Raw genomic sequence first — 21,153 nt, 5'->3', positions numbered from 1 at the left:
TTCGAGCGCGAGTTGAGTCCCGGTGGACCAATTCTGCATTCGTTTCTGGAAACGATTGTGGAACCGCTACTAGTGTGGTTGGATCGTGATCGACAAAGGGAAGGTGACGATGGCGTCCTCGTCTGGAATCGATTCTGAAAACCCCGCCTATGCGGTGCTCCACGCGGGGACAGTGATCCCCGCCCACCTGCTTGCCCTCACCGCACAACGCACCCTCGACGAAACGCGACAGCGCGCTCTCACCCGCTACTACCTCGATTCCGGAGTCGGCGGCCTCGCCGTCGGCGTGCACACCACCCAATTCGGCATCCGCGAGCGCGGCCTATATTCCCGCGTGCTCGAGCTCGCCGCAGAAGAATCCCGAACGTGGACTTCTCGCCCCATCGCGCTCGTCGCCGGACTCATCGGAGACACCGAGCAGGCCCGAGATGAAGCCCGAACGGCCGTTGAGCTCGGCTACCACGCGGGGCTCCTCAACTTGGCGGCCCTCAAATCGTGGGGCGAAGACCAACTCCTCGAACACTGTCGCACGATAGCCACCGAGATCCCGCTCATCGGGTTCGCTCTCCTGCCAGAAGTCGGCGGATTTCATCTCTCGTTTAACTTCTGGCGGCAGTTTGCCGAAATCGAGAACGTCATCGCGATCAAGATGGCGCCGTTCAATCGCTATCGCACCCTCGACATCGTGCGCGCCGTCGTTGCTGCGCACGCAGAAAACCGAGTTGCCCTCTACACCGGCAACGACGATCACATCGTGCTCGATCTGCTTCAACCATTTGCGATTCCGCGGGGCAATGACACCATCACAGTAAGAATTCGCGGAGGGTTGTTGGGCCACTGGAGCGTGTGGACCCGCGCCGCCGTGGAGCAGTTCACCGAGATCACCGCCCCAAGCACGGGCGCCACCAACGAACTTCTTGCGCTCGACTCTGTCGTCACCGACTGCAACAGCGCAATCTACGACGCCGCTAACGACTTCGCTGGCTGCATCCCCGGCTGTCACGAAGTACTTCGCCGCCAAGGACTATTTGAGGGCGTCTGGTGCCTCGACGAGAACGAAACTCTGTCACCCGGTCAGCTCGAGGAAATCGACCGAGTGTATTCAGAGCATCCGCAAATGAACGACGACGACTTTGTGCGCTCCAACCTCAGCCGCTGGCTGAACGAGCACTCCGCTACCCACTCCGCACCCATCAACCGAGGACCCCACTATGTCTGAACGCACCGCCGCGTCCACTCTTGATCACACTCCCTTGCCCGACCACTTTGAAGATGCCGCCCACCTCGAGGAGTTCATGTCGCTGCCGACCCAGGCCACGATCGACGAACTTGCCACTCTCGACGGCGACATCATCATCCTCGGAGTCGCCGGAAAAATGGGAGTAACTCTCGCCCGCCTCATCAAACGAGCAGCACCCCAGAAACGCGTGATCGGCGTTGCCCGCTTCAGCGATGAAGGATCGCAAGCACACCTCAATAGTTTCGATGTCGAAACCATCGTGTGCGATCTGCTCGATCCGGATGCTGTCGCTGCCCTTCCGCAGGCCGCGAACGTTATTTACATGGCCGGCCTCAAGTTCGATTTCCGGGGTCGGGAAGGATTCCTGTGGGCGATGAACACCTACGTTCCCTCGCTAGTGGCGCAGCATTACCGCGACTCGCGAATCGTGGCACTCTCGACCATCCACGTGTATCCCTGGAGCGATTCGCGCCGAGGCGGTGTGACCGAAGAGAGCCTGCCGCTAGCCCGTCCCGGTGAATACGCCAACTCAGTAGTTGGCCGCGAACGGATGTTCCAATACTTCTCCGAGATCAATGAAACACCGGGGCGGTTGGTGCGCTTTGTCTACGCCATCGACATGCGATACGGAGTTTTTCAAGAAATAGCGGATTGGGTTTTCAACGAAGTTCCCATCCCGCTCGACACCGGCAACGTGAATGTTATGTGGCAGGGAGATGCGATCAACCACTTCGCGCGTCTCCTCACTCGCTGCGAGACACCGGCGACACCGATCAACATCGGAGGGCCCGAGACAGTGAGCGTTCGCTATCTCGCTGAGGCCTTCGGTCGCGAATTCGGTATAGAGCCAATCCTTGTGGGCGCCGAGAGTGAATCCAGCCTCACGGTGAACTGCGACCGCGCCGCTCAAGAACTCGGCAACCCCATCATTCCCGTCAACGTCATGGTGCGGTGGGTTGCCCATTGGGTGCGCAACGGTGGCGAAACCTATGGCAAGCCGAGCAAGTTCCAAGTGCGCAACGGCATCTTCTAAACCTCGACCGTCAACACGATTGGCTACACCATGCTTTCCGGCATTCGCGTTCTCAGCTTCACCCACTTCTTGCAAGGCCCCTCGGCGAGCCAAATTTTGGCAGACCTCGGTGCCGACGTGATCAAAGTCGAGCCGCCATCGGGCGCTTTCGAGCGCTCGTGGACGGGCCCGGGTCGAATGATCAACGGCGTCAGCCCGTTCTTCACACTCGCGAATCGCAATGTGCGAAGCCTTGCCGTCGATCTGAAGAACCCGGATGCGCTAGAGCCGCTTCTCGAACTAGTTCGATCCAGCGACGTGCTCATAGAAAGCTTTCGTCCTGGTGCCCTCGATCGACTCGGCCTTGGCTATGACACGCTGAAAAAGATCAACCCGCGACTCATCTACTGTTCGCTGTCGGGCTATGGATCTGACGGCCCCTACGTGGATCGGCCAGGCCAAGACGTGCTGGTTCAAGCGATGTCGGGGCTTGCTGCCGCAACCGGTCGCGCAGACCACGACCCAACACCCGTCGGCGCGTGCATAGTCGATCAGCACGCCGCTGTTCTCGGAGCCATGGGAATCCTCGCAGCGCTCCACGGGCGCGAACGCTCGGGCGAAGGCACGCGGGTGGAAAGCAACCTTCTCAATGCAGCGCTTGACCTGCAAATTGAGCCCCTCAACTACGCACTCAATGGATGGGACGACACGCGATCGGCAGCGGGAGTCTCTTCGTCGTACTACAAAGCTCCCTATGGGGTGTTTGCGGCATCCGATGGACATCTGTGCATCTCATTGACGAGCTTGGCTGCGCTTACCGCACTCTTCGACGACGAATGGTTTGCCGCCATCGGCGAAGAGAATTCCTTCGACCATCGCGATGACATCAACAACCGCATCGCCGGCTACATCCTGACCCGCACCACAGCTGAGTGGTTCGAGATCTTTGACGAACACCGCATCTGGTCAGCACCCGTGCAGAATTACCAACAGGTGATCGCCGACCCCCAGGTGAATCACAACAACAGCTTCGACTCCTTTGAGCATGAGACTGCTGGTGAGATTCGCGTGCTTCGCCATCCCGTGAGCTATGGCGGCAACCGACCAGGAATTCGCACGGCCCCACCCGAGCTCGGGGGGCACACTTCAGAGGTGCTCGCTGAAGTCGGCTACTCCGCTGAGGCGATCCACAAACTCACTGAGAGCAAGGCATTTCTGTGAGCGGCCCAGCGGCATCAACCTCGGGCCTCGAGCCTGCGGGCGACGACGAACTCATCTCGCTTGAACGCCGCGACCGAGTCCTGCTCATTCGACTCAACCGGCCGACAAAAAGAAACAGCCTGAATCGCCCCATGATTGAGGCGCTCATTGACATCTTCGCCGCCCTGGCCAGCGGCGCCGATGGAACCGACAGCGCCAGCGTCGTCGTACTCGCCGGAAGCCCTGGAGCATTCTGTGCCGGAGCCGACATCGGCGGATACCACCACGCCTCAGCGGAAGCCCTCAACGAGTTCACGAACCGAGCACTCACGCTCGTCAACCTCGTTCGCTCGACCCCCGTTCCGGTAATCGCGAGCATCGACGGAATGGCCCTCGGTGGCGGACTAGAACTGGCACTCGCCGCCGACTTCATCCTGGCGAGCGACCGCGCATCGCTTGGCCTGCCAGAAACGCGCATCGGGCTCATACCCGGATGGGGCGGCACAGCCAGCCTTACCGAAGCAATTGGCGTCCGCCGAGCGAAAGAGCTCATCTTCAGCGGCGCCTCCCTCAGCGCCGAAATAGCGTACGCGTGGGGTCTCATCAATCACATCGCCGCCGCTGGCGAAGTGGATGCTGCAGCGCTCGAACTGGCGCAGCAGATTACTGAATGCGCTCCCCTCGGCGTTCGCGCGGCCAAGCGATCGATCCATGCAGCGACGTCCTCGAGCATCGGCACCCCGACCGAAACCCAGGAGCTCCTGACGCTCTTCGCGACAGCAGATGGCGTTGAGGGAGTCGCAGCATTTGTCGAAAAACGGGCACCACACTTTTCTGGCCGCTAGGACACCCACGATAGAGAGGTCACCCCATGGCAAGCATTCCCGTCGAGACCGAGTTTTCCCACTGGCGCATTTCGAACGTGCACAGCCCTGATCATGACTTTCCGGTGTTAGCCGAGGTTGACGTGGTCGTCGTCGGTGCCGGTCCCGCCGGGGTGGCAGCCGCAACAGTCGCAGCAGAGTCCGGACTCTCCGTGCTCATCGTCGAAGGCTACGGGTTCGCTGGCGGGTCTGCAGTAGCCGGGCTATCCGCGACGATCTGTGGACTCTACTTGGCGTCAGAGACCGAGCGCGAGCCTGAGCAGGTGGTCCACGGATTCACCGAACGGTTTCGCGCGGCACTAGCCGCGCGCGGAGGCGTCACACCCCCACAACGCTACGGACTCACGTATACCGTTGCCCATGATCCGCTGGTCTGGCGCGAAGTCGCAGACTCGCTGCTCTTCAACGCTGGCGTGCGGGTGATGTACCACACCCAACTCACGGGCGTCATTATGGATGCCGACAAGTACACCGGAATCGTGGTGCATTCCAAAGCGGGAATGAGTGCTATTCACGCCCGCCGGGTCATCGATGCATCGGGTGATGCTGCGGCAGTTGCCCGCGGCGGAGGCAAGTACTTCTTTGGCGACGAGGGTCGCATCCAAAACCCGACCATGTTCTTTCGTCTTGGCGGAATTGACACCGACGCTTTTTGGGCGCAGTGGGGCGCCGACACTATCTCCCCGCCTGCCATCACCGAGGCGATTGTGAGTCGCCGAGAGAAGGGCGCTGACCTTCCGCGAGAGAAAATCTGGGTGTTCCGGTCAACACGTCCTGGCGAGTTGTTGGTGAATGCCACCCGGCTCAGCGACAGCGATGGGCGGATGCTCAACGTCATCGATCCCGAAGATTTCACGATCGCTGAAATGCTCGGGCGCAAGCAAGTGCGGGCCTACGCAGAGTTCTTCGCGTCTGCCGTCGACGGATGCCGCGACGCGTATGTAGTTGACACGGGTGTTGAAGCGGGAATCCGTCAGACCCGCAGCATCGTTGGTGTCGAGACGCTCAGCAACGATCACGTGCTGGAATGCCGCAAGAGTGAGCACGGAATTGTGCGATCGCCGTGGCCTATTGAACTCCACAGCGGCAACCGCCCGAAGCTGCACTGGTTGCTCGATGACTACTACGAGATTCCGTACAACACGCTTGTTCCCGCCGTCGGCGAGAACATCATCGTCGCTGGCCGGTGCCTCAGCGCTGAACATGAAGCCCTTGCCTCTGCCCGGGTCACGGCACAGTGCTTTGAGCTGGGTCACGCTGCCGCTGTGGCGACGATACTGTCGCTCGAATCAGAACGCGGCTACCGCGACATCGCTGGCTCGCAAGTGCGCGAGATCATGGCCACCAACGGCAGCTCGCTCTAGAGCGGCTGCCGCTGCCTACTGCCGCTGCCGGCTACTTCAGGAGGTCGTCGCGCACCGCAGCCGCATCAATCGTGCCGTCATAGATCGCGAGGCGGTGACTCAACTCGAGTGATCCTCCCGGTGGCACGGTGAAGGCGTTCTCGTAGGCCCCGGCCCAGCCGATCGCCGGAAAGTCCTCGAAACGGTAGAGCCACGCTTGGTCCCCCGTCGGCGACCTGTCGGTGAACGCGAGCCCCAGAGTAACGGTGTCTCCCGCTCCGGTAGTTCCGGACACAACGAGAGTGCGTGAGCGCGCGCCTGACACCGAGATCTCCCCGGAGTCACCCCAGAGGGCGCTCGGGGTAAACCCTTCAGCAAGCCTCAAGAAGAGACCGCCATAGCCACCATCGGGGCGGCCGCGCTGTGCCGGAGTGGCGAGGGTTAGTTCAGCGTCGGTGACATTGCTGAGTCGAGAGTTGTGGTCGAGCATCCAGCCGACCGCTGATTCTGTTGTGTGCGACAAGCCGATAGTCCGCTGCTCGGTCAGCAGCGGCTGTTCTTCGTGCCCCACCCAGTTGAGTTGTTCGACCCAGCCAACGTGGGCGCCAACGTTGTCGCGGTGTTGCCACCGTTCGTGGCTGATGCGCCCCTGGTCGGCGACAATCTTGTAGCCCTCATCGGGCCCGAAGTACGTTCCTCCGCCCCAAAGGTTGTGGTCTCCCGCGCGCGGAAACGCAAACTGCAACCCTTGATGCCAGGGATGATCCTCGGGTGCAAAGTCAGTGATTTGTGCCCCGCTGAGAGTGCGAAGCGGATGAAAATGTGGCTTGGGCGTATTGACGGCGTCAATGTTCGCCCCGAGACGGTATTCGGCGATGGTGGCGTTGTCTGCGACGACATCAAGTCCGTCGCTGTGATCGGAAATAAGCATGCTATTTCTTGGCCTCCGCTCGCGCCGGACCGCCAGCATCGATTGCTTCATAGAACGGATCCCCCGCCACAATCTCGCCGCGCTTAACGAGGGTTCCGGTGGCAGCTGACTTGTAGAGAGCGGTGAGAAACTCGATCGTTGCGCGGGCTTCTGCTACGAGCAATTCGGGGCGCTCCCCTGCGCGCCAGTGTCCCAGAATGTTGGCCAACTGTTCGCGGTGCGCCTGCTTTTCGCCCTCGGGCTCAGCCCAGTCACTCACGACCTGGGACTGACCTTCGTCATCGATTTGGCGAACGGTCCACTCATCCATCAACGGCATATAGAGCGTCTCCAAATCGATGGTCGCCTGTTGTGCCGTAACTTGGATGCGGGTCTCCTGTTGGTGACTGAGCACTTGCGATAGCAGCGTTGCCATTCCCCCACCAGCGAAGCGCACGACGGCGGTGCTGGCATCCTCGACCTCAATGGGCCGATCGAGGGTGTCGGCGAATCCGGCAACGCTTGACCAGTCACCCATCAACCACAGCAGCAGGTCAATCGCATGGTGCGCTTGAGTTGTGGTGGCGCCGGCGAATTCGGTCGCGAACTTGCCGCGCCAGCTCGTCTCCCAATATTCGGGACCCCGATACCAGGATGTGTTGGCGTACCCAGTGAGTACGGTTCCCCAGTCTCCGCTGCGAAGTTTGTCGCGCACCTGACGCGCGCCGCCCGAGTAGCGGAACTGCGAGACCGTGATGCAGGCTTGGCCTGTCTCGGCTTCAACCGCGGCGATGCGGTCGACCGATGCCAGTGACCCGGTCATCGGTTTTTCGCAGAATACCCACGCTCCGGCCCGCATCACTTGAATGGCGAGAGGTTCGTGCGTGTGCGGCGGCGTCGCCAGCACGACGATGTCAGGATGCTGTTCTTCCATCATCACTGCGAGGTCGCTGTAGAGCTTGTCTGTTCCGAATCGCTCGCCGGCCTCTGTGCGTCGTGCCTCATCCAGATCGACGATGCCGACGAGTTCCGCTTGCTCGGCAAGGGCCGTAATGGCGGGGAGATGGGCTGCGGCCCCAATGCCGCCTGCCCCAACAACCGCTATGCGTGCTTTCTTCATAAAACTGGGCTATCCCTTCAAACCTGTTGTGGCGATACCGCTCGTCAGGTACTTCTGACCTGCGAGGAAGAATCCGAATAGTGGGCCGAGTGAGAGTACAGCCATAGCGAACATGGGCCCCCACGAGGATTCACCGGTGGAGTCGAGGAACGAGTTCAGTCCAAGCGGTACCGTATAGAGACGCGGGTCACTCAGATAAATCATCGGAGTAAAGAAGTCATTCCAGGTCCAGATGAACGTGAAGATCGCAGTTGTCGCTAGCGCGGGAATGGTCAGCGGAAGGATGATTCTCCAGTAGATCTGGAATGGTCCAGCACCATCCACGCGTGCCGCTTGGTCTAGTTCAATCGGCAGCCCGCGCATGAACTGCACCATCAGGAAGATGAAGAACGAGTCAACCGCTAAGAACTTCGGCGCGATGAGCGGCAGGAAGGTATTCACCCAGTCGAGCTGCGCAAACAAGATGTATTGCGGCACAATCACCACGTGGTACGGCAACATGATCGTGGCAAGCATCGCCCCGAAGAGCACTCGGCGCAGTCGGAAGTCCAACCGCGCGAACGCGTACGCGGCCAGTGAGCACGCAATGAGGTTTCCGATAACGGCGAGCGCCGCCACGATCGTGGAGTTCAAGAAGTACGTCGAGAACCCAATCCCAGCGCCTTCCCACCCACGTTCGTAGTTGTCGGTGACTACCGGGTTGGGGATCAGCGACACTTCGCTGAAGATCTGAGCCGTGTCCTTGAAGGAGCTTCCGATCATCCACAGCACCGGATACAGCATGAGCATGCCGAACCCAATAATGAGAAAGTGGGCGAATGCCTTGCGCGTCTTGCTCTTCTTCGCGCCGACAATTCCCGTCATATTAGTCGTCATAGTGCACCCAATACTTTGAAAGCCAGAAGTTGATTCCGGTGATCGCGGCGATGACGAGCAGTAGTGCCCATGCCATCGCGCTGGCGTAGCCCATTTCTAGGCCGGTGAACCCTCGTTGGTACAAATACAGGGTGTAGAACAGCGTCGAGTTTGCTGGGCCACCCGTTCCGCCCGAAACCACATAGGCCGGAGTGAACGCCTGCATGGCACCGATGAGTTGCAAGATCATGTTGAAGAGCACGATCGGGGTGAGCATCGGAAACGTGATGTGGCGAAAGCGCCCCCAGGCAGTGACGCCATCGACGGCCGCCGCCTCGTAGAGGTAAACGGGAATCTGGCGAAGCGCAGCTAAGAAGATCACCATGGGCGATCCGAAAGTCCACACGTTCAAGACAATCAGCGTTCCCAGTGCGGTATCCGGATGCCCGATCCAGGATTGTCCCTCGATTCCGACGAGCGCGAGCACCTGGTTGATGAGCCCGGACTGACCAAACATTTGGCGCCACAGGATCGCGATAGCAACGCTGCCGCCGATCAGCGACGGAATGTAATAGATCGAGCGGTAGATCGGCAAACCTCTAATACCGCGGTTGAGCGCCATGGCAACGAGGAGTGCGAACGCTAGCTGCAGAGGCACAGACACGAACACATAAATTGCCGTGACGCGCACGGACTCGAGATACTTCGGGTCTGCTGTAAACATGCGTTCGTAGTTTTCGAGTCCGACCCACTCGGGCGGGCTCAGCAGGCTGTAGTCGGTAAACGACAGGTACAGCGACACGAGCATGGGCCCGAAGGTGATGACGACGAAGCCGATCAGCCAGGGGGCGAGGAAAAGGTACGGAGCTGCGCGGTCGAGCATCATTCTGCGACGCAACGAGCGCGTGCCCCGAGACCGGGGAGCTTGTGCAGCTCCCCGGCCCGGACGCGACTCGGACCGTCCGCGCGTGTCAGCCGGAGCTGACACGTCGTTAGAGGTCTGAGGCAGTGTCATGGTGTGTTAGCTCAGTTCCTGTTCGGCACGTTCGATGAAGCTGGCAACAGCGTCCTTGATGCTCATGCGGTCGAACTGAACTTCTTGAGCGAGCTCTGCGAAGAGCGCATTCACGTTACCGGCGCCGGGCTTCGGCGGTACGGGAGGTGCTGCACCATCTTCACGAACACCATCGATGACAGTGAGTCCCTTGGCGGTGATGTCGTCAACATTGGCTGTTGCCGCGTCGCCCACTGCGGGGTTGGCGGGAACTCCGCGGTCGATGCCCAGGATGGCGTATGCCTCTGGGTCATTGAGCAGGAAGTCAACGAGCATTGCGGCTTCCTTCGGGTGCTCGGTCTTGGCACCGATCGCGATGTTCATTGCGGTGCGCAGGTAGGAGCCGGCCTCAGGGGATTCTCCGGGCATCCGGTCGATAGCAATTTCTGCCTCGATGCTCGACTGCACTGCTGCCATCTGGTTGGCGAAGATGAAGCCGGATGCTGCCTTGCTCGCGATGATCGCGTCGAAGGGCGTTGGGTACTCGGAGGTCAACGAACCAGGAGTCGCAGCGCCTGATGCGCGCAGGTCAGCCCAGTACTGCCAGAAGTCTTCGAGGGTGTCAGCCGAGAAGCCGAGGCCGTCATCTGTTAGGTAGGACTCGCCGTTTTGGTTGGCCCACACTTCGAAGACCTGGTACCCGGTCGACAAGTCGGTCACGCCGAAGGTACCGGCATCGGTTCCGTCGCTAACCTTCTTCGCTGCCGTAGCGAGGTCGTCCCAGCTCCACCCCTCTGTGGGGATCGAGACGCCTGCCTGATCGAACAGTTCGGTGTTGAAGATGAACGCCTGGGTGGTTAGTCCGAACTGCAGTGCAGAGAGTGACCCATCGATCGTGCTCGTGTCGAGCAGTCCCTGATCCCACCCGTCGAGGCTGAGGCCCTGGCTTGTTGCTTCGTTGAGGTCATAGAGCTGGCCGCGCGAAGCGAACTCGCGAAGCACTTCTTCATAGAGCTGGAAGACGTCGGGTGAGTTGTTGCCGGCAGCTTGAGTGAGCAGCTTGTCGATGTAGCCATCGAAGCCGCCGAAGTCACGCACTACTGTAATCCCGGGATTTTTTTCTTCGAACAGGTCGAGGGCTTCGTTGGTGAGTTCGTGACGTGAGTCCGTTCCCCACCAGGAGAATCGAAGTTCAACTTCGCTCTGCTCGGATTCGGCTGCTGGTGCACAGCCGACCATCGCAATACTGACCGCAACAGCTGCAGCCGCGGCGAGTGCTGCTCGCCGGATTCGGTTCTTAACCACTGTGTGTTCCCATCTCTTCGTTGAGAATTGCTGAGCCGATTGCTTGATCTGTGGACTGACCAATTCTTCTACCGGCGACGGGCCGTCGGTGACCCGGCCCTGCACGAAGCGACCAGGTCGGCCGCGTTGCACTGTGGCGATCCTAACCACCTAGAACCGATTCCGTCAACGATTCTGGAAAGGATTCCGGAAACTATGATTATTGGTCTCCCCCTTGTCAAGCCCGTCGGCCTTCGGCACCCAAAGAGCAGACAAACCAGTCTGCCTAGCTCTGTTCACCCAACGGAACAGGGCCAATACAGCCCCCGGAGCGATATTCAGTAGCGAGCACTACCTCCCGCGGATCTGCCCCCTGCAAGCTCTCCAAGATGAGCGTCGCAGCCACTGCTCCCAATTCCTGACGATCGCGCCAAATAGTGTCAAGCGCCGGGGTCATAAACTCCGCAAGCGGAACCGGGTCACACGTGACCAAGCTGAGGTCGGTGGGCGCGCTCAGCCCCGCCTCGCGCATGGCGGTAAAAACACCAACGAGAATCTGATTGCTTCCCGCAACTATCGCGGTCGGGCGCTGAGCTCGTGCCACAAGCTCCCGAGTAGCCTCTTCACCGTGCTGTGCGGAAAAGGACCCAGAGAGCACCTCAATCGACACTCCGGGATACGCTGCAGCCGCTTCCTGCGCAGCCGCAGCGCGTTCCATGGCGGGCAAAACGTTAGCGAGACCATTGATGAGGGCAATGCGCGTGTGACCGAGTCCAATGAGCTTTTCTACCACCTCGCTCATCCCCGCTCGGTGATCACTCAACACTCGCGAGGCGCCTGCCGTCCCCAAATTCCGATCGATCAGCACGGTAGGCAATCCCGAGTTAGCGATCGCGTCAACAATTGGTCCGCCGTCTTCCTCGCCGACCGAAACCAACAATCCATCGACACGACGTTTGATGAGCATCCGAAGCTGCTTCACCGCGATCTCAGGATCGTTGAGCGAGTTTGCGACAAAAGTTGAGTAACCCTGCGCCCGAAGCACCGTCTCGGCCCCGTGCGAGATCTCAGCAAAGAGTTGGTTCGAGATATCCGCAACGACAACGCCGATCGTGCGGGTCGCCCCCGTGCGCAAGCTCTGCGCCAGGACATCAGGCTCGTAGCCCAATTCTTCCACTGCCGCGAGCACTTTCTCGCGCATCCGATCACTAACATCGGGGTGGTCAGAGAGTACTCGAGAGACCGATGACATGGCGACGCCCGCCCGGTCGGCAACATCTTTCATTCCCGAAAGTTTCGTCTCGCTGCCTGATTGCCTCGTCACGACTCCTGCTTTCTTGCGCGTTCACACAATCGCGACTTCGTAGTGCTGCTGAAAAGAGTTGACTCACAGCATTGTCACCACCGGGCAGACTATTGCGGAAATCCTCTCTGGTCAACGATTCCGGTATGGGTTCCAGACCTTTACAGCAAACGCGTGACACCATTGGTGGATGCTCGACCCCACCAATCCCGTCATGCTTGCGCTCTTGTGGCTCACCCTCGTCGGGGTGCTGACCGCACTTGCCCTGCGCACATTTCGCCGGGATCAGCGCGAGTATCGCCGCTTCAAGAGATTTCGCACCACTAAGCGCCGCCAGCTCATGTTGCGCCGCTGGCTCCTCGTCTCGATGAGCCTGTTTGGCGGGATGGCCGTTGTCACGCTGCTCGCCAGCGGACAGTTCGCCGCTCCCCTGCTCTCTGAAGTGCAAGCGTGGCCCTGGGTCTCGTGGCTTCTCATGGTATTCGCGGCCCGCCCGGCAGTAACGACCGGGGTAATCATCGGTGCGATTATCGGCATCGTTGGACTCACTATTGTCGGGGTCGTTGCTGTTCGCAAAGAGGGTGACGAGATCATCAGCGTCGGCGATATTCAGTCGATTTTGCCCCGCAACCGTCAAGAGCTCGTTCTCGGCGGACTGCTCTCAATCAATGCGGGAATCGTCGAAGAACTGTTGTTCAGACTCGCATTGCCCGCCCTGCTCTTCGCTACCACGGGCAATGCCATCGTGGCGATTGTCGGCAGCGTGCTGCTGTTCGGGATCATGCACTCGTATCAGGGCGTCGCCGGAATCGTCATCACCACGGTGATCGGCGCGCTGTTCATGATGCTTTACGTGCTGACGGGCAGCATTGTCGTTGCGATAATCGCGCACGCCATTCTCGACCTGCGATCGCTCGTCGTGATCCCCATGGCGGTCAGCCGCGTTCACCTCATCGACGGTCGCCTCAACCCGCTCGCTTTCCCGCCGAAGCATGCGCCGGCAAATCCGCCGAGTGCCGTGCCAGATTCCCTAACGCCACCTGTTCCAGCGCCAGACTCCCCGGCGCAGATTTCCCCCGTGCCGGTTTCCCCAATACCGGATGCTCCGCGCGAGGTTGCCTCCACCGAAAGTTAGGGCTTCGCGGCCGTGCCGCCCTCTGCTGCTGCTACTTTCGCTGCTGCCGCGGTGTCTGCAGCGACCTTCTCTGCGGCTTCGGCGGCGAGAGCCAACTCTGCGAGCTCAGCCGCGGTGTCTTTAGCGCCAAAGACCGAAACGAGGAGCTCTTTCGTCCACTCGATCAGTTGACCGTCGCTCACGTCCGTCGGTAGCGGAACGATCGCCGCTGCCGCAGCGGCGTGATACTTCGATCCCGGATACATACGCTGTAGCCGTATCTGCTTTGAGTCGAGCAAATCTGCCGGCGCCACTCGCAGCTTGTCGCCCATCACGACGACCTCGCTGAACCCGGCCTTCTGTGCCATCCGTCGCAGTCGAGAGACGGCGATGAGGTGCTGCACTTGCTCTGGTGGTTCGCCATAGCGGTCGCTCAGCTCGTCAAACACGCGATCAATACTGTCGGCGGATGCCGCTGGCGCGCTTGCCGTCGACAACTTCTGATAGGCCTCGAGTCGTAGTCGCTCGCTTTCCACATAGTCTTCGGGAATGTTGGCATCGACCGGCAGCTCAAGGCGCAGCTCGGTTTGGCCTTCGGCGACATCACCGCGGAATGTCGATACGGCTTCGCCGATCATCCGCAAATAGAGGTCAAAGCCAACGCCGGCAATGTGGCCAGACTGTTCGCCTCCGAGCAGGTTTCCGGCTCCACGAATTTCGAGGTCTTTGAGGGCGATCTGCATTCCAGCACCAAGCTCGTTGTTGGCGGCAATGGTGTCGAGGCGCTCGTGCGCGGTTTCGCTGAGCGGCTTCTCTTCGTCGTAGAGGAAGTACGCGTAGGCACGTTCGCGGCCTCGCCCGACGCGTCCACGCAGTTGGTGGAGCTGACTGAGCCCGTACTTGTCTGCGCGGTCGATGATCAACGTGTTGGCGTTGGCAATGTCGAGGCCGGTTTCGATGATGGTCGTCGAGACGAGCACATCGAATTTGCGTTCCCAGAAGTCGACCATCACTTGTTCGAGCACGGCTTCTGGTAGTTGTCCGTGGGCAACAGCGATGCGAGCATCCGGAACCAACTCGGCAAGCTTTGCTGCTACCCGGTTGATTGAGCTCACTCGGTTGTGAACATAGAAAACTTGACCTTCGCGCAGCAGTTCGCGACGAATTGCCGCCGAAACCTGACGCTCGGAGTATGGTCCGACAAAACTCAGGATGGGGTGACGATCTTCTGGCGGTGTTGCCAAAGTCGACATTTCGCGGATGCCCGTGACGGCCATCTCGAGGGTACGAGGAATCGGGGTTGCTGTCATCGCCAAAATGTCGACGTTGGTTTTGAGCTTCTTGAGCGCATCTTTGTGCTCGACACCGAAGCGCTGCTCTTCGTCAATGATCACTAGTCCGAGATCTTTGAAGGCAATGTTTTTCGAAAGGAGGCGGTGGGTACCGATGACGACATCCACGGTTCCATCGGTGAGGCCGGCCAGAGTTTCGCGAGCCTCTTTGTCGCTTTGGAAGCGGCTAAGCGCTCGCAAGTGCACGGGGAAGCCGGCGAACCGGTCGGCGAAGGTCTCCATGTGCTGACGAACGAGCAGCGTCGTTGGCACGATCATCGCCACCTGTTTGCCGTCTTGAACGGCCTTGAACGCGGCACGAACGGCCACCTCGGTCTTGCCATAGCCCACGTCACCACTCAGCAGCCGGTCCATCGGAACGGGGCTCTGCATGTCAGCTTTGACCTCGTCGATCGTGGTCAGCTGATCGGGGGTCTCGGCAAAAGCAAAAGCCTCTTCGAGTTCGCGCTGCCACGGAGTATCGGCGCTGAAGGCATAGCCTTTGCTGGCCATTCGGGCGCTGTAGAGCTTGACCAGTTCGACGGCGATGTCACGAACGGCCTTGCGAGCCTTTGTCTTGGCTGCCGACCAATCGCTGCCGCCCATCTTGTTGAGCGTTGGGGCTTCGCCGCCGACGTAGCGCGAGAGCAGGTCAAGCTGATCGGTGGGAACATAGAGTTTGTCGCCGGGGTAGCCGCGCTTGTTTGGCGCGTACTCGAGCACGAGGAACTCTCGCTGTGTTTTTACGGCATTGCGTCCCCCCGTGCTCACTTGGCGAGTCACGAGTTCGAGGAACTTGCCGATGCCGTGGGTGTGGTGCACCACGAAGTCGCCACTCTTGAGCTGGATCGGGTCGACAACGTTCTTGCGCCGAGTCGCTAGCTTGCGCGTTGGGCGCGAGGCGTAGCCGACCGAACGACCAAAGAACTCACCCTCACTGAGTACCGCCAGCTTGATGCCATCAACCGCAAAACCGTGGTCGACGGATGCTCGCAGCAAATACGCAACGCCCGGTTCTGTCTCGGCCGGGAACGTCTCGACAGCACGACCTGAGAGTTCTCGCTCGGCCAGAAGATCGGCGGTGCGCTCAACCAGTCCGCTGCCCTCTGCAATGATCCCGACAGTCCACCCGTCAGCAAGCAGTTGAGCGACGTGGTCGAGAGCGCCATCTACCGTTCCCGCAAATGACGGAATTGCTGCGGCATCAATGCGCACATATTCGGATGCTTCTTCTGCCGTATCGAGCAGGCTGGCGGCATCCGCCTCGCCAGAGTCAAAAGTGCTGAGGGTCCACCACGGGCGCGAACCAGCCGACTCTCGAAGCGAATTGAGAGTAACAAAGTCACCAGCATCCAGATCGATGGGAGCTTCAGCTCCTGCAGTGGCAGCATTCCACGCTGCGCTCAAGAATTCGCGGTTCGTTTCTGCCAGGTTCACCGCGCGCGAAGAGACTTTCTCGGGCGACAGCACGGCGATAGCGGAATCCGCCGGGAGGTAATGGGTCAGTGGCACAAGTCGGTCGACCAGAGCGGGAGCGAGCGACTCCATGCCATCGACGGGGATACCCTCAGCGATCTTGGCGAGCATCGTCGACAGGCTCGGGAACTCGTGCTGCATTTCGCGGGCACGCTGGCGAACCGACTCGCTCAAGAGCACTTCGCGGCTCGGTACCAGCTCGGCCGACACAATATCGCCATCGATCGAACGCTGGTCAGCAACTGAGAATTCACGCAGCTGTTCGAGCTCATCACCGAAGAATTCCAGGCGAAGCGGATGTTCGTGGTTGGGGGCAAAGACGTCGAGAATTCCGCCGCGCACCGCAAACTCTCCGCGACGAGTGACCATGTCGACGCGGGAATATGCCAGCGCGATTAGCCGCTCAGACAGTGCAGAAAGATCGTAGTTGCGGGCGCCAGCGGTCAGCGCGATGGGCTCGATCTCCGTGAGGTTGTCGGCGATCGGCTGCAGTGCGGCCCGAACGGATGCCACCAAAACGAACTGGCCGACTGGATTCTCTTTCCAGCGGGCAAGGTCGCGCAGGGCCTGCATCCGCTTGCCGACAGTTTCGGCACTCGGGCTCAAACGTTCGTGGGGAAGCGTCTCCCAAGCCGGAAACTCTACAATCTGAGCGTCAGGAAGGTAGCTGGTGAGCGAGCGGCGCAGTGACTCAGATTCGCGGCCCGTCGCCGTGATCGCCAGCAGCGACCGTGGTTCGGCAGATTTGGTGAGTAACCCACCCAGTAGTGGTGCCCTCAACCCCTCGACGAGGGAGAAGTCTGCGCTTTGCTGCGAAAAACGAAGTGCGTTCTCCACAGTCTGGGCGCGCGAAAGCGCTGAGATAAGTCCGTCAAGAGTCACCGGAGGAGTCTACTCGCGGCTACCGACAGCACGGTGCGAGTTCACCCAGAGCGCAGCGAACCGCGAGTGCTACTTGCGTGGGCTGTGAAAGCGCAGCTGCGCGGCTTCGAGGCCGTCGCTCGCGACGAGAGCCACAGCATCCGCTGCATCTCCCAGCAGGTTGGGCAGCACGCTGCGTTCGTCGCTCGAGAAGTCCCGAAGCACGAAGTCTGCGGCGGGCTGACGACCGGGAGGTCGACCAATGCCGACGCGAACGCGAGTGAAGTCTGGCGAACCGACCGCTGCAGCAATGTCACGGATGCCGTTGTGACCACCATGGCCGCCACCGGTCTTGAGCTTGACGGTATCGAAATCGATGTCGAGCTCATCGTGAACGACAATGAGTCGTTCAACGGGGATCTTGTAGAACCGCATGAGTGCGGCCACCGGGCCACCCGAAAGATTCATAAATGAATTGGGCTTGGCCAGAATGAGCTTGGGGCCGTCACCAAAACTGCGCCCTTCAGCGACAGCAGCGTTGGCTTTGTGGTTCTTGAAGGTGGCAGAAAGTTCATCTGCCAGGTGGGCCAACACCATGTGGCCCACGTTGTGGCGATTACCGGCGTAGCCGGGCCCGGGGTTACCGAGCCCGACTACTAACCATTGGTCATCCACGATTTCTCGCTTGCGAAAGAATCGGATTATTCAGCAACCTCTGCGTTTGCGGCAGCGTCTGCAGCAACAGCTGCGGCTTCTTCTTCAGCAGCTTCAGCCTCAACCGACGAACGCGGAGTGCTGACACCGATGACGAGAAGCTCGGGGTCGGAAAGAAGAACCGAACCGGTGATGAGCGTGACGTCCTTGGCGTAGATGTGCTCGCCCTCTTCGAGGCCCTCGATGGAGACGGTGAAGTACTCAGGAATGTGAGTAGCTTCTGCCTCAACCGAAACGGTCGGTGCGTCAAGGTTGGCGATGGTGCCGGGAGCCGACTCACCGGTGATGTGGATCGGGACATCAACGATGACCTTCTCACCCTTGCGGATGACAACGAGGTCGATGTGCTCGATGATCTGGCGTACGGGGTCCTTCTGCACGTCCTTGACGAGAGCGAGCTGGCTCTTGCCATTGATGTCGAGGTCCAGAATCTGGTTCGACTTGCGCAGGATGAGGCTGATCTCGTGTGCCGGAAGGGCAACGTGGATGGGGTCGGTGCCGTGACCGTAGATTACGGCGGGAATCTTGCCGAGTGCGCGGAGCTTGCGCGCCGCACCCTTGCCGAAGGACTCACGTGCATCCGTAACGACGTGGTTTACGCCTGGCTTAGCCATTGTTATCTCCTAAAGGACCAGTGGTCCGTGGTGGGCAGTCTTCTGCAAAGCAGTAGTGCCCAGATCATTGTCTGTAGTTCAACTCGAACGCCGGCAGATCAGATGTCTGCCACGTGAGGAAAAGCCCTGTGACTTGCCCGCCGCGTCGATAACGGAACTCGAAAGTTCCCTCGCCGAAGTTCAACTAGTCAGTGTACACGGATGATTGCGCCACAAATAGCCGGATGGGCTCGCCCGCGGCGGCGGCTAGCGCACGAGCGCCAACCACTACTCTTGAAGCATGTCCGGAGGCCTTCACGCACGCGTGCTCAATGAGCTAGGACTGCATATCGTCTCTGGTGAGATCTCGCCAGAATCCACGATTCTCGCCGAACAGCTTGAGGAACGCTACGGTGTCTCACGTTCCGTCGTGCGCGAAGCCGTGCGCGTGCTCCAGTCCCTAGGCATGGTCGCCTCGGTGAAGCGGGTAGGGATGCGCGTGCAGCCCATGTCGCAGTGGAGTCTCTACGATCCGCTCGTAATCCGTTGGCGCCTCGAACAAGCCGAAAATGGCCAGCAGCTACGCTCCCTCACTGAGCTGCGTAACGCCATCGAACCACAAGCAGCACAGCTTGCCGCTACCCACGCCTCCGATGAGACCAGCGGTGAGCTCCTCGCGCTGGCAGCGCGGATGCGATCGGTGGGGAGATCAGGCGACCTTGAACTTTTTCTTGAACTCGACATCCGTTTTCACTCGCTCGTACTGGCCGCAAGTGGCAACGAAATGTTTGCCCGCCTCGACCGTGTGATCGCCGAAGTGTTGACCGGCCGCACCAATCGCGGCCTCATGCCGTCGAAACCGCACGAAGAGGCCCTCCAACTGCACGTGGATGTCGCGGACGCCATTCAGGGCAAGCGACCAGACGACGCCTACGCCTCAATGGAGCGCATTATGAGCCGCACCATTGAAGAAGTTGAGCCGATCTGGGCTGGCGAACCGCGCATCTTCCTCGACTAGCTGTCGAGAGCTACCCAGCCTCTCACTAGAAACGCAGCAGCACCTTGCCACTGTTTTCCGAGTCCTTCGCCACGGCGAAAGCTTCATGAGCATCCGCTGCAGCAAATTCGTGCGTGACGATCGGACCGACAACGAGTGAACCATCAGCTAGCGCCGCGATCACCTCATCGATCTCATCGTTGAAGCGGAACGAACCAACGAGCTCAAGTTCACGAGTAATCGCCAGCGAAATCAGTGCAGGCTGCTGACCAGAAGGTAACAACCCAACCATCACCACGCGACCGCCACGAGTGGTGCCGCGAACGGCAGACTCGAGACCGCGATAGCTGCCCGATGATTCGAAAACGATGTCTGCGTCGACGGCGGCGATCGCATCCGTCTCCGTTGCGTGCAGGATTGAGGTCGCACCGACCTGCGTTGCGATGGCGAGCGGACCGGCGAACATGTCAACGGCCACAATCTCGCTCGCACCGGCGCGCTTGAGAACCGCAACGATAAGAGCTCCAATCGGGCCGGCGCCAATAACGAGAGCACGTTTTCCGCGAACCTCTCCGGCGCGCGAGACCGCATGCCAGGCCACGCTGGCTGGCTCAACCAGTGCGGCATCGCGCAAGCTCAACGAGGCGGGCAGTGCTCGCAGCATCCGGCTCGGCAAGGTAACGAACTCAGCGAAGGCGCCTTCGGTGTGCGGGAAGCGCGCGGCACTGCCGAGGTAGGTGCAGGCTGGAGAAAGATTGGGGCGGTCTTCTGGCCAGCGCGGCTCAGCGCCGCCGGGGGTTGCGGGATGCACGGCCACAGCCGTTCCCGCCGCAGGGCCGCTACCGTCAGCGGACTGCTGAATGACGGTGCCGACGACCTCGTGACCGAGAATCATAGGAGCCCTAAGGATCGACTCCCCCGCTGCGCCATGCGACCAGTAGTGCAGGTCTGACCCGCAGACCCCGCCGAACGCAATGTGAATCACGGCTTCATCGGCGGCCGGAGCGGCCAACGGAATGCTCTCCACGCGCAAGTCATCTTGAGCATGAATTGTGACCGCGAGAGTGTTGGCGGGGGCTGCATCTGTCATGAAAATCTTTTCTGTAGAACTAAGCCGGGTTCGTGCCTGCGGCGATTCGGCAGGAAGTTAAACGACGACCGTCATGCCGCCATCGATGAAAATGACCTGACCATTGACATAGTCGGAACCACTCGAGGCAAGCCACACTGCCGGGCCACCCAGGTCGGCGGGGGTTCCCCAGCGACCAGCAGGCGTGCGCCCGAGAATCCAGTTATTGAAAGTGTCATCGTCGACCAGCGCCTGCGTCATCTCCGTGTGGATGTAACCCGGGGCGATCGCATTGATCTGCAGCCCGCCGCTCGCCCACTCCGCCGTCATGGCACGAGTGAGATTGCGGATGCCGCCCTTCGAGACCGTGTACGGGCCGATGGTCGGGCGCGCCAGATCGGTCTGCACCGACGCAATGTTGATGATCTTGCCCTCACCACGCGTCAACATGTGGCGCGCAACTTCGCGACCGACGAGGAACGCGCTCGTGAGGTTGGTGGAGATGACTCGGTTCCAGTCCTCCACGTCGAGGTCGAGCATCGGCTCGCGATGCTGGATGCCCGCGTTGTTCACGAGCACCCCGATCGCACCGATGGATGCCTCGATCTCGGCAATGGCGGTGGCGACAGCCGTGGCATCCGCTACGTCAAACGCGCGAGCGTAGACGCGTTCAGCCCCAAACTCTGCGCTGAAATCAGAATGAGTGGCAGCGAGCCGCTCCTCATCTCGACCGTTCAGCACAATCGTTGCCCCGGCCTCGGCGAGAGCTTGCGCGATAACTCGCCCAATTCCTCGGCTCGATCCGGTGACGAGGGCAATACGCCCAATGAGGTCAAACAGGGTGGATGCCACG

At 60.3% G+C, this 21,153-nt stretch carries 18 protein-coding genes; 7 read left to right on the top strand and 11 right to left on the bottom strand.

Annotated elements, in window-relative coordinates; genetic code table 11:
- Nucleotides 1-109: 109 nt before the first annotated feature.
- Genes AC1ENN_RS03705 through AC1ENN_RS03685 form a run of 5 tightly spaced genes read left to right on the top strand, consistent with a single transcriptional unit; the run spans nt 110 to nt 5,700 of the window.
- On the top strand, nt 110-1,219 hold the full coding sequence (locus AC1ENN_RS03705; protein ID WP_480391845.1) for a dihydrodipicolinate synthase family protein: 1,110 nt from the start codon (nt 110-112) through the stop codon (nt 1,217-1,219).
- Nucleotides 1,212-2,273, top strand: coding sequence for an NAD-dependent epimerase/dehydratase family protein (locus tag AC1ENN_RS03700; protein ID WP_480391844.1), 1,062 nt, complete (start codon nt 1,212-1,214; stop codon nt 2,271-2,273). The genes AC1ENN_RS03705 and AC1ENN_RS03700 overlap by 8 nt, the downstream gene beginning before the upstream one ends.
- Before the next feature lie 30 nt (nt 2,274-2,303).
- Nucleotides 2,304-3,473, top strand: coding sequence for a CaiB/BaiF CoA transferase family protein (locus AC1ENN_RS03695; RefSeq protein ID WP_480406707.1), 1,170 nt, complete (start codon nt 2,304-2,306; stop codon nt 3,471-3,473).
- A complete protein-coding gene (locus AC1ENN_RS03690; RefSeq protein WP_480406706.1) occupies nt 3,470-4,297 on the top strand; it encodes an enoyl-CoA hydratase/isomerase family protein in 828 nt (275 codons plus the stop codon). The genes AC1ENN_RS03695 and AC1ENN_RS03690 overlap by 4 nt, the downstream gene beginning before the upstream one ends.
- A gap of 26 nt (nt 4,298-4,323) precedes the next feature.
- Nucleotides 4,324-5,700 (top strand): FAD-dependent oxidoreductase, encoded by a 1,377-nt coding sequence (locus tag AC1ENN_RS03685; RefSeq protein ID WP_480406705.1) that lies wholly within the window; start codon nt 4,324-4,326, stop codon nt 5,698-5,700.
- Nucleotides 5,701-5,731: 31 nt separating this feature from the next.
- Here the strand turns inward: AC1ENN_RS03685 and AC1ENN_RS03680 are convergent, their stop codons facing one another.
- The 6 genes from AC1ENN_RS03680 to AC1ENN_RS03655 all read right to left on the bottom strand — a co-directional run bounded on the left by AC1ENN_RS03680 (nt 5,732) and on the right by AC1ENN_RS03655 (nt 12,166).
- Entirely contained in the window at nt 5,732-6,610 is an 879-nt protein-coding gene (locus AC1ENN_RS03680) for a DUF6807 family protein (protein WP_480406704.1), read from the bottom strand.
- A gap of 1 nt (nt 6,611) precedes the next feature.
- Complete coding sequence (locus AC1ENN_RS03675) at nt 6,612-7,709, bottom strand: Gfo/Idh/MocA family protein (protein ID WP_480406703.1); 1,098 nt, start codon at nt 7,707-7,709, stop codon at nt 6,612-6,614.
- Nucleotides 7,710-7,718: 9 nt separating this feature from the next.
- Nucleotides 7,719-8,585: a carbohydrate ABC transporter permease gene (locus AC1ENN_RS03670; protein WP_449624539.1), complete on the bottom strand. Its 867-nt coding sequence runs from the start codon at nt 8,583-8,585 to the stop codon at nt 7,719-7,721.
- Nucleotides 8,575-9,450 carry a carbohydrate ABC transporter permease gene (locus AC1ENN_RS03665; RefSeq protein ID WP_480406702.1) on the bottom strand — a complete coding sequence of 292 codons (876 nt, stop codon included), beginning with the start codon at nt 9,448-9,450 and terminating at the stop codon, nt 8,575-8,577. The genes AC1ENN_RS03670 and AC1ENN_RS03665 overlap by 11 nt, the downstream gene beginning before the upstream one ends.
- A 135-nt stretch (nt 9,451-9,585) precedes the next feature.
- Nucleotides 9,586-10,863, bottom strand: a complete 1,278-nt coding sequence (locus AC1ENN_RS03660) for an ABC transporter substrate-binding protein (protein WP_480406701.1) — start codon at nt 10,861-10,863, stop codon at nt 9,586-9,588.
- A 265-nt stretch (nt 10,864-11,128) separates the two neighbouring features.
- Nucleotides 11,129-12,166: a LacI family DNA-binding transcriptional regulator gene (locus AC1ENN_RS03655; protein WP_480391836.1), complete on the bottom strand. Its 1,038-nt coding sequence runs from the start codon at nt 12,164-12,166 to the stop codon at nt 11,129-11,131.
- 169 nt (nt 12,167-12,335) lie between these two features.
- Here AC1ENN_RS03655 and AC1ENN_RS03650 point away from each other — a divergent pair, with 169 nt between their 5' ends.
- Nucleotides 12,336-13,280 (top strand): CPBP family intramembrane glutamic endopeptidase, encoded by a 945-nt coding sequence (locus AC1ENN_RS03650; RefSeq protein WP_449648732.1) that lies wholly within the window; start codon nt 12,336-12,338, stop codon nt 13,278-13,280.
- Here the strand turns inward: AC1ENN_RS03650 and mfd are convergent.
- The 3 genes from mfd to AC1ENN_RS03635 form a co-directional block, all read right to left on the bottom strand.
- A complete protein-coding gene (gene mfd, locus AC1ENN_RS03645) occupies nt 13,277-16,948 on the bottom strand; it encodes a transcription-repair coupling factor (RefSeq protein ID WP_480406700.1) in 3,672 nt (1,223 codons plus the stop codon). The genes AC1ENN_RS03650 and mfd overlap by 4 nt on opposite strands.
- 69 nt (nt 16,949-17,017) lie before the next feature.
- Nucleotides 17,018-17,602, bottom strand: coding sequence for an aminoacyl-tRNA hydrolase (gene pth / locus AC1ENN_RS03640; RefSeq protein WP_449648734.1), 585 nt, complete (start codon nt 17,600-17,602; stop codon nt 17,018-17,020).
- Between the two features lie 26 nt (nt 17,603-17,628).
- Nucleotides 17,629-18,255 (bottom strand): 50S ribosomal protein L25/general stress protein Ctc, encoded by a 627-nt coding sequence (locus AC1ENN_RS03635; protein WP_449648735.1) that lies wholly within the window; start codon nt 18,253-18,255, stop codon nt 17,629-17,631.
- A 280-nt stretch (nt 18,256-18,535) separates the two neighbouring features.
- Between AC1ENN_RS03635 and AC1ENN_RS03630 the strand changes: the two genes are divergently transcribed.
- Entirely contained in the window at nt 18,536-19,252 is a 717-nt protein-coding gene (locus tag AC1ENN_RS03630) for a FadR/GntR family transcriptional regulator (RefSeq protein WP_449648736.1), read from the top strand.
- A 25-nt stretch (nt 19,253-19,277) separates the two neighbouring features.
- On the opposite strand, the gene AC1ENN_RS03625 is transcribed toward AC1ENN_RS03630, so the two are convergent.
- Nucleotides 19,278-20,321, bottom strand: coding sequence for an L-idonate 5-dehydrogenase (locus tag AC1ENN_RS03625; protein WP_449648737.1), 1,044 nt, complete (start codon nt 20,319-20,321; stop codon nt 19,278-19,280).
- Between the two features lie 57 nt (nt 20,322-20,378).
- The gene (locus AC1ENN_RS03620) at nt 20,379-21,152 is read right to left on the bottom strand and encodes an SDR family oxidoreductase (RefSeq protein WP_480406699.1); all 774 of its coding nucleotides are present in this window, start codon (nt 21,150-21,152) and stop codon (nt 20,379-20,381) included.
- Nucleotide 21,153: the final 1 nt, after the last annotated feature.

It is taken from the genome of Rhodoglobus sp. G.S.23, assembly GCF_056675935.1.
Note: the sequence above shows the minus strand (reverse complement) of the source record. Positions and strands in the feature narration are given on the sequence as shown.

Excerpts from the sequence above, each read along its gene's own strand:
- AC1ENN_RS03700 (WP_480391844.1), top strand. The coding sequence starts at position 1,212 with ATGTCTGAACGCACCGCCGCGTCCACTCTTGATCACACTCCCTTGCCC.
- AC1ENN_RS03685 (WP_480406705.1), top strand. The coding sequence starts at position 4,324 with ATGGCAAGCATTCCCGTCGAGACCGAGTTTTCCCACTGGCGCATTTCG.
- AC1ENN_RS03650 (WP_449648732.1), top strand. The coding sequence starts at position 12,336 with ATGCTCGACCCCACCAATCCCGTCATGCTTGCGCTCTTGTGGCTCACC.
- AC1ENN_RS03635 (WP_449648735.1), bottom strand. The coding sequence starts at position 18,255 with ATGGCTAAGCCAGGCGTAAACCACGTCGTTACGGATGCACGTGAGTCC.
- AC1ENN_RS03695 (WP_480406707.1), top strand. The coding sequence starts at position 2,304 with ATGCTTTCCGGCATTCGCGTTCTCAGCTTCACCCACTTCTTGCAAGGC.
- AC1ENN_RS03665 (WP_480406702.1), bottom strand. The coding sequence starts at position 9,450 with ATGATGCTCGACCGCGCAGCTCCGTACCTTTTCCTCGCCCCCTGGCTG.
- AC1ENN_RS03625 (WP_449648737.1), bottom strand. The coding sequence starts at position 20,321 with ATGACAGATGCAGCCCCCGCCAACACTCTCGCGGTCACAATTCATGCT.
- AC1ENN_RS03675 (WP_480406703.1), bottom strand. The coding sequence starts at position 7,709 with ATGAAGAAAGCACGCATAGCGGTTGTTGGGGCAGGCGGCATTGGGGCC.
- AC1ENN_RS03705 (WP_480391845.1), top strand. The coding sequence starts at position 110 with ATGGCGTCCTCGTCTGGAATCGATTCTGAAAACCCCGCCTATGCGGTG.
- AC1ENN_RS03630 (WP_449648736.1), top strand. The coding sequence starts at position 18,536 with ATGTCCGGAGGCCTTCACGCACGCGTGCTCAATGAGCTAGGACTGCAT.
- AC1ENN_RS03680 (WP_480406704.1), bottom strand. The coding sequence starts at position 6,610 with ATGCTTATTTCCGATCACAGCGACGGACTTGATGTCGTCGCAGACAAC.
- AC1ENN_RS03670 (WP_449624539.1), bottom strand. The coding sequence starts at position 8,585 with ATGACGACTAATATGACGGGAATTGTCGGCGCGAAGAAGAGCAAGACG.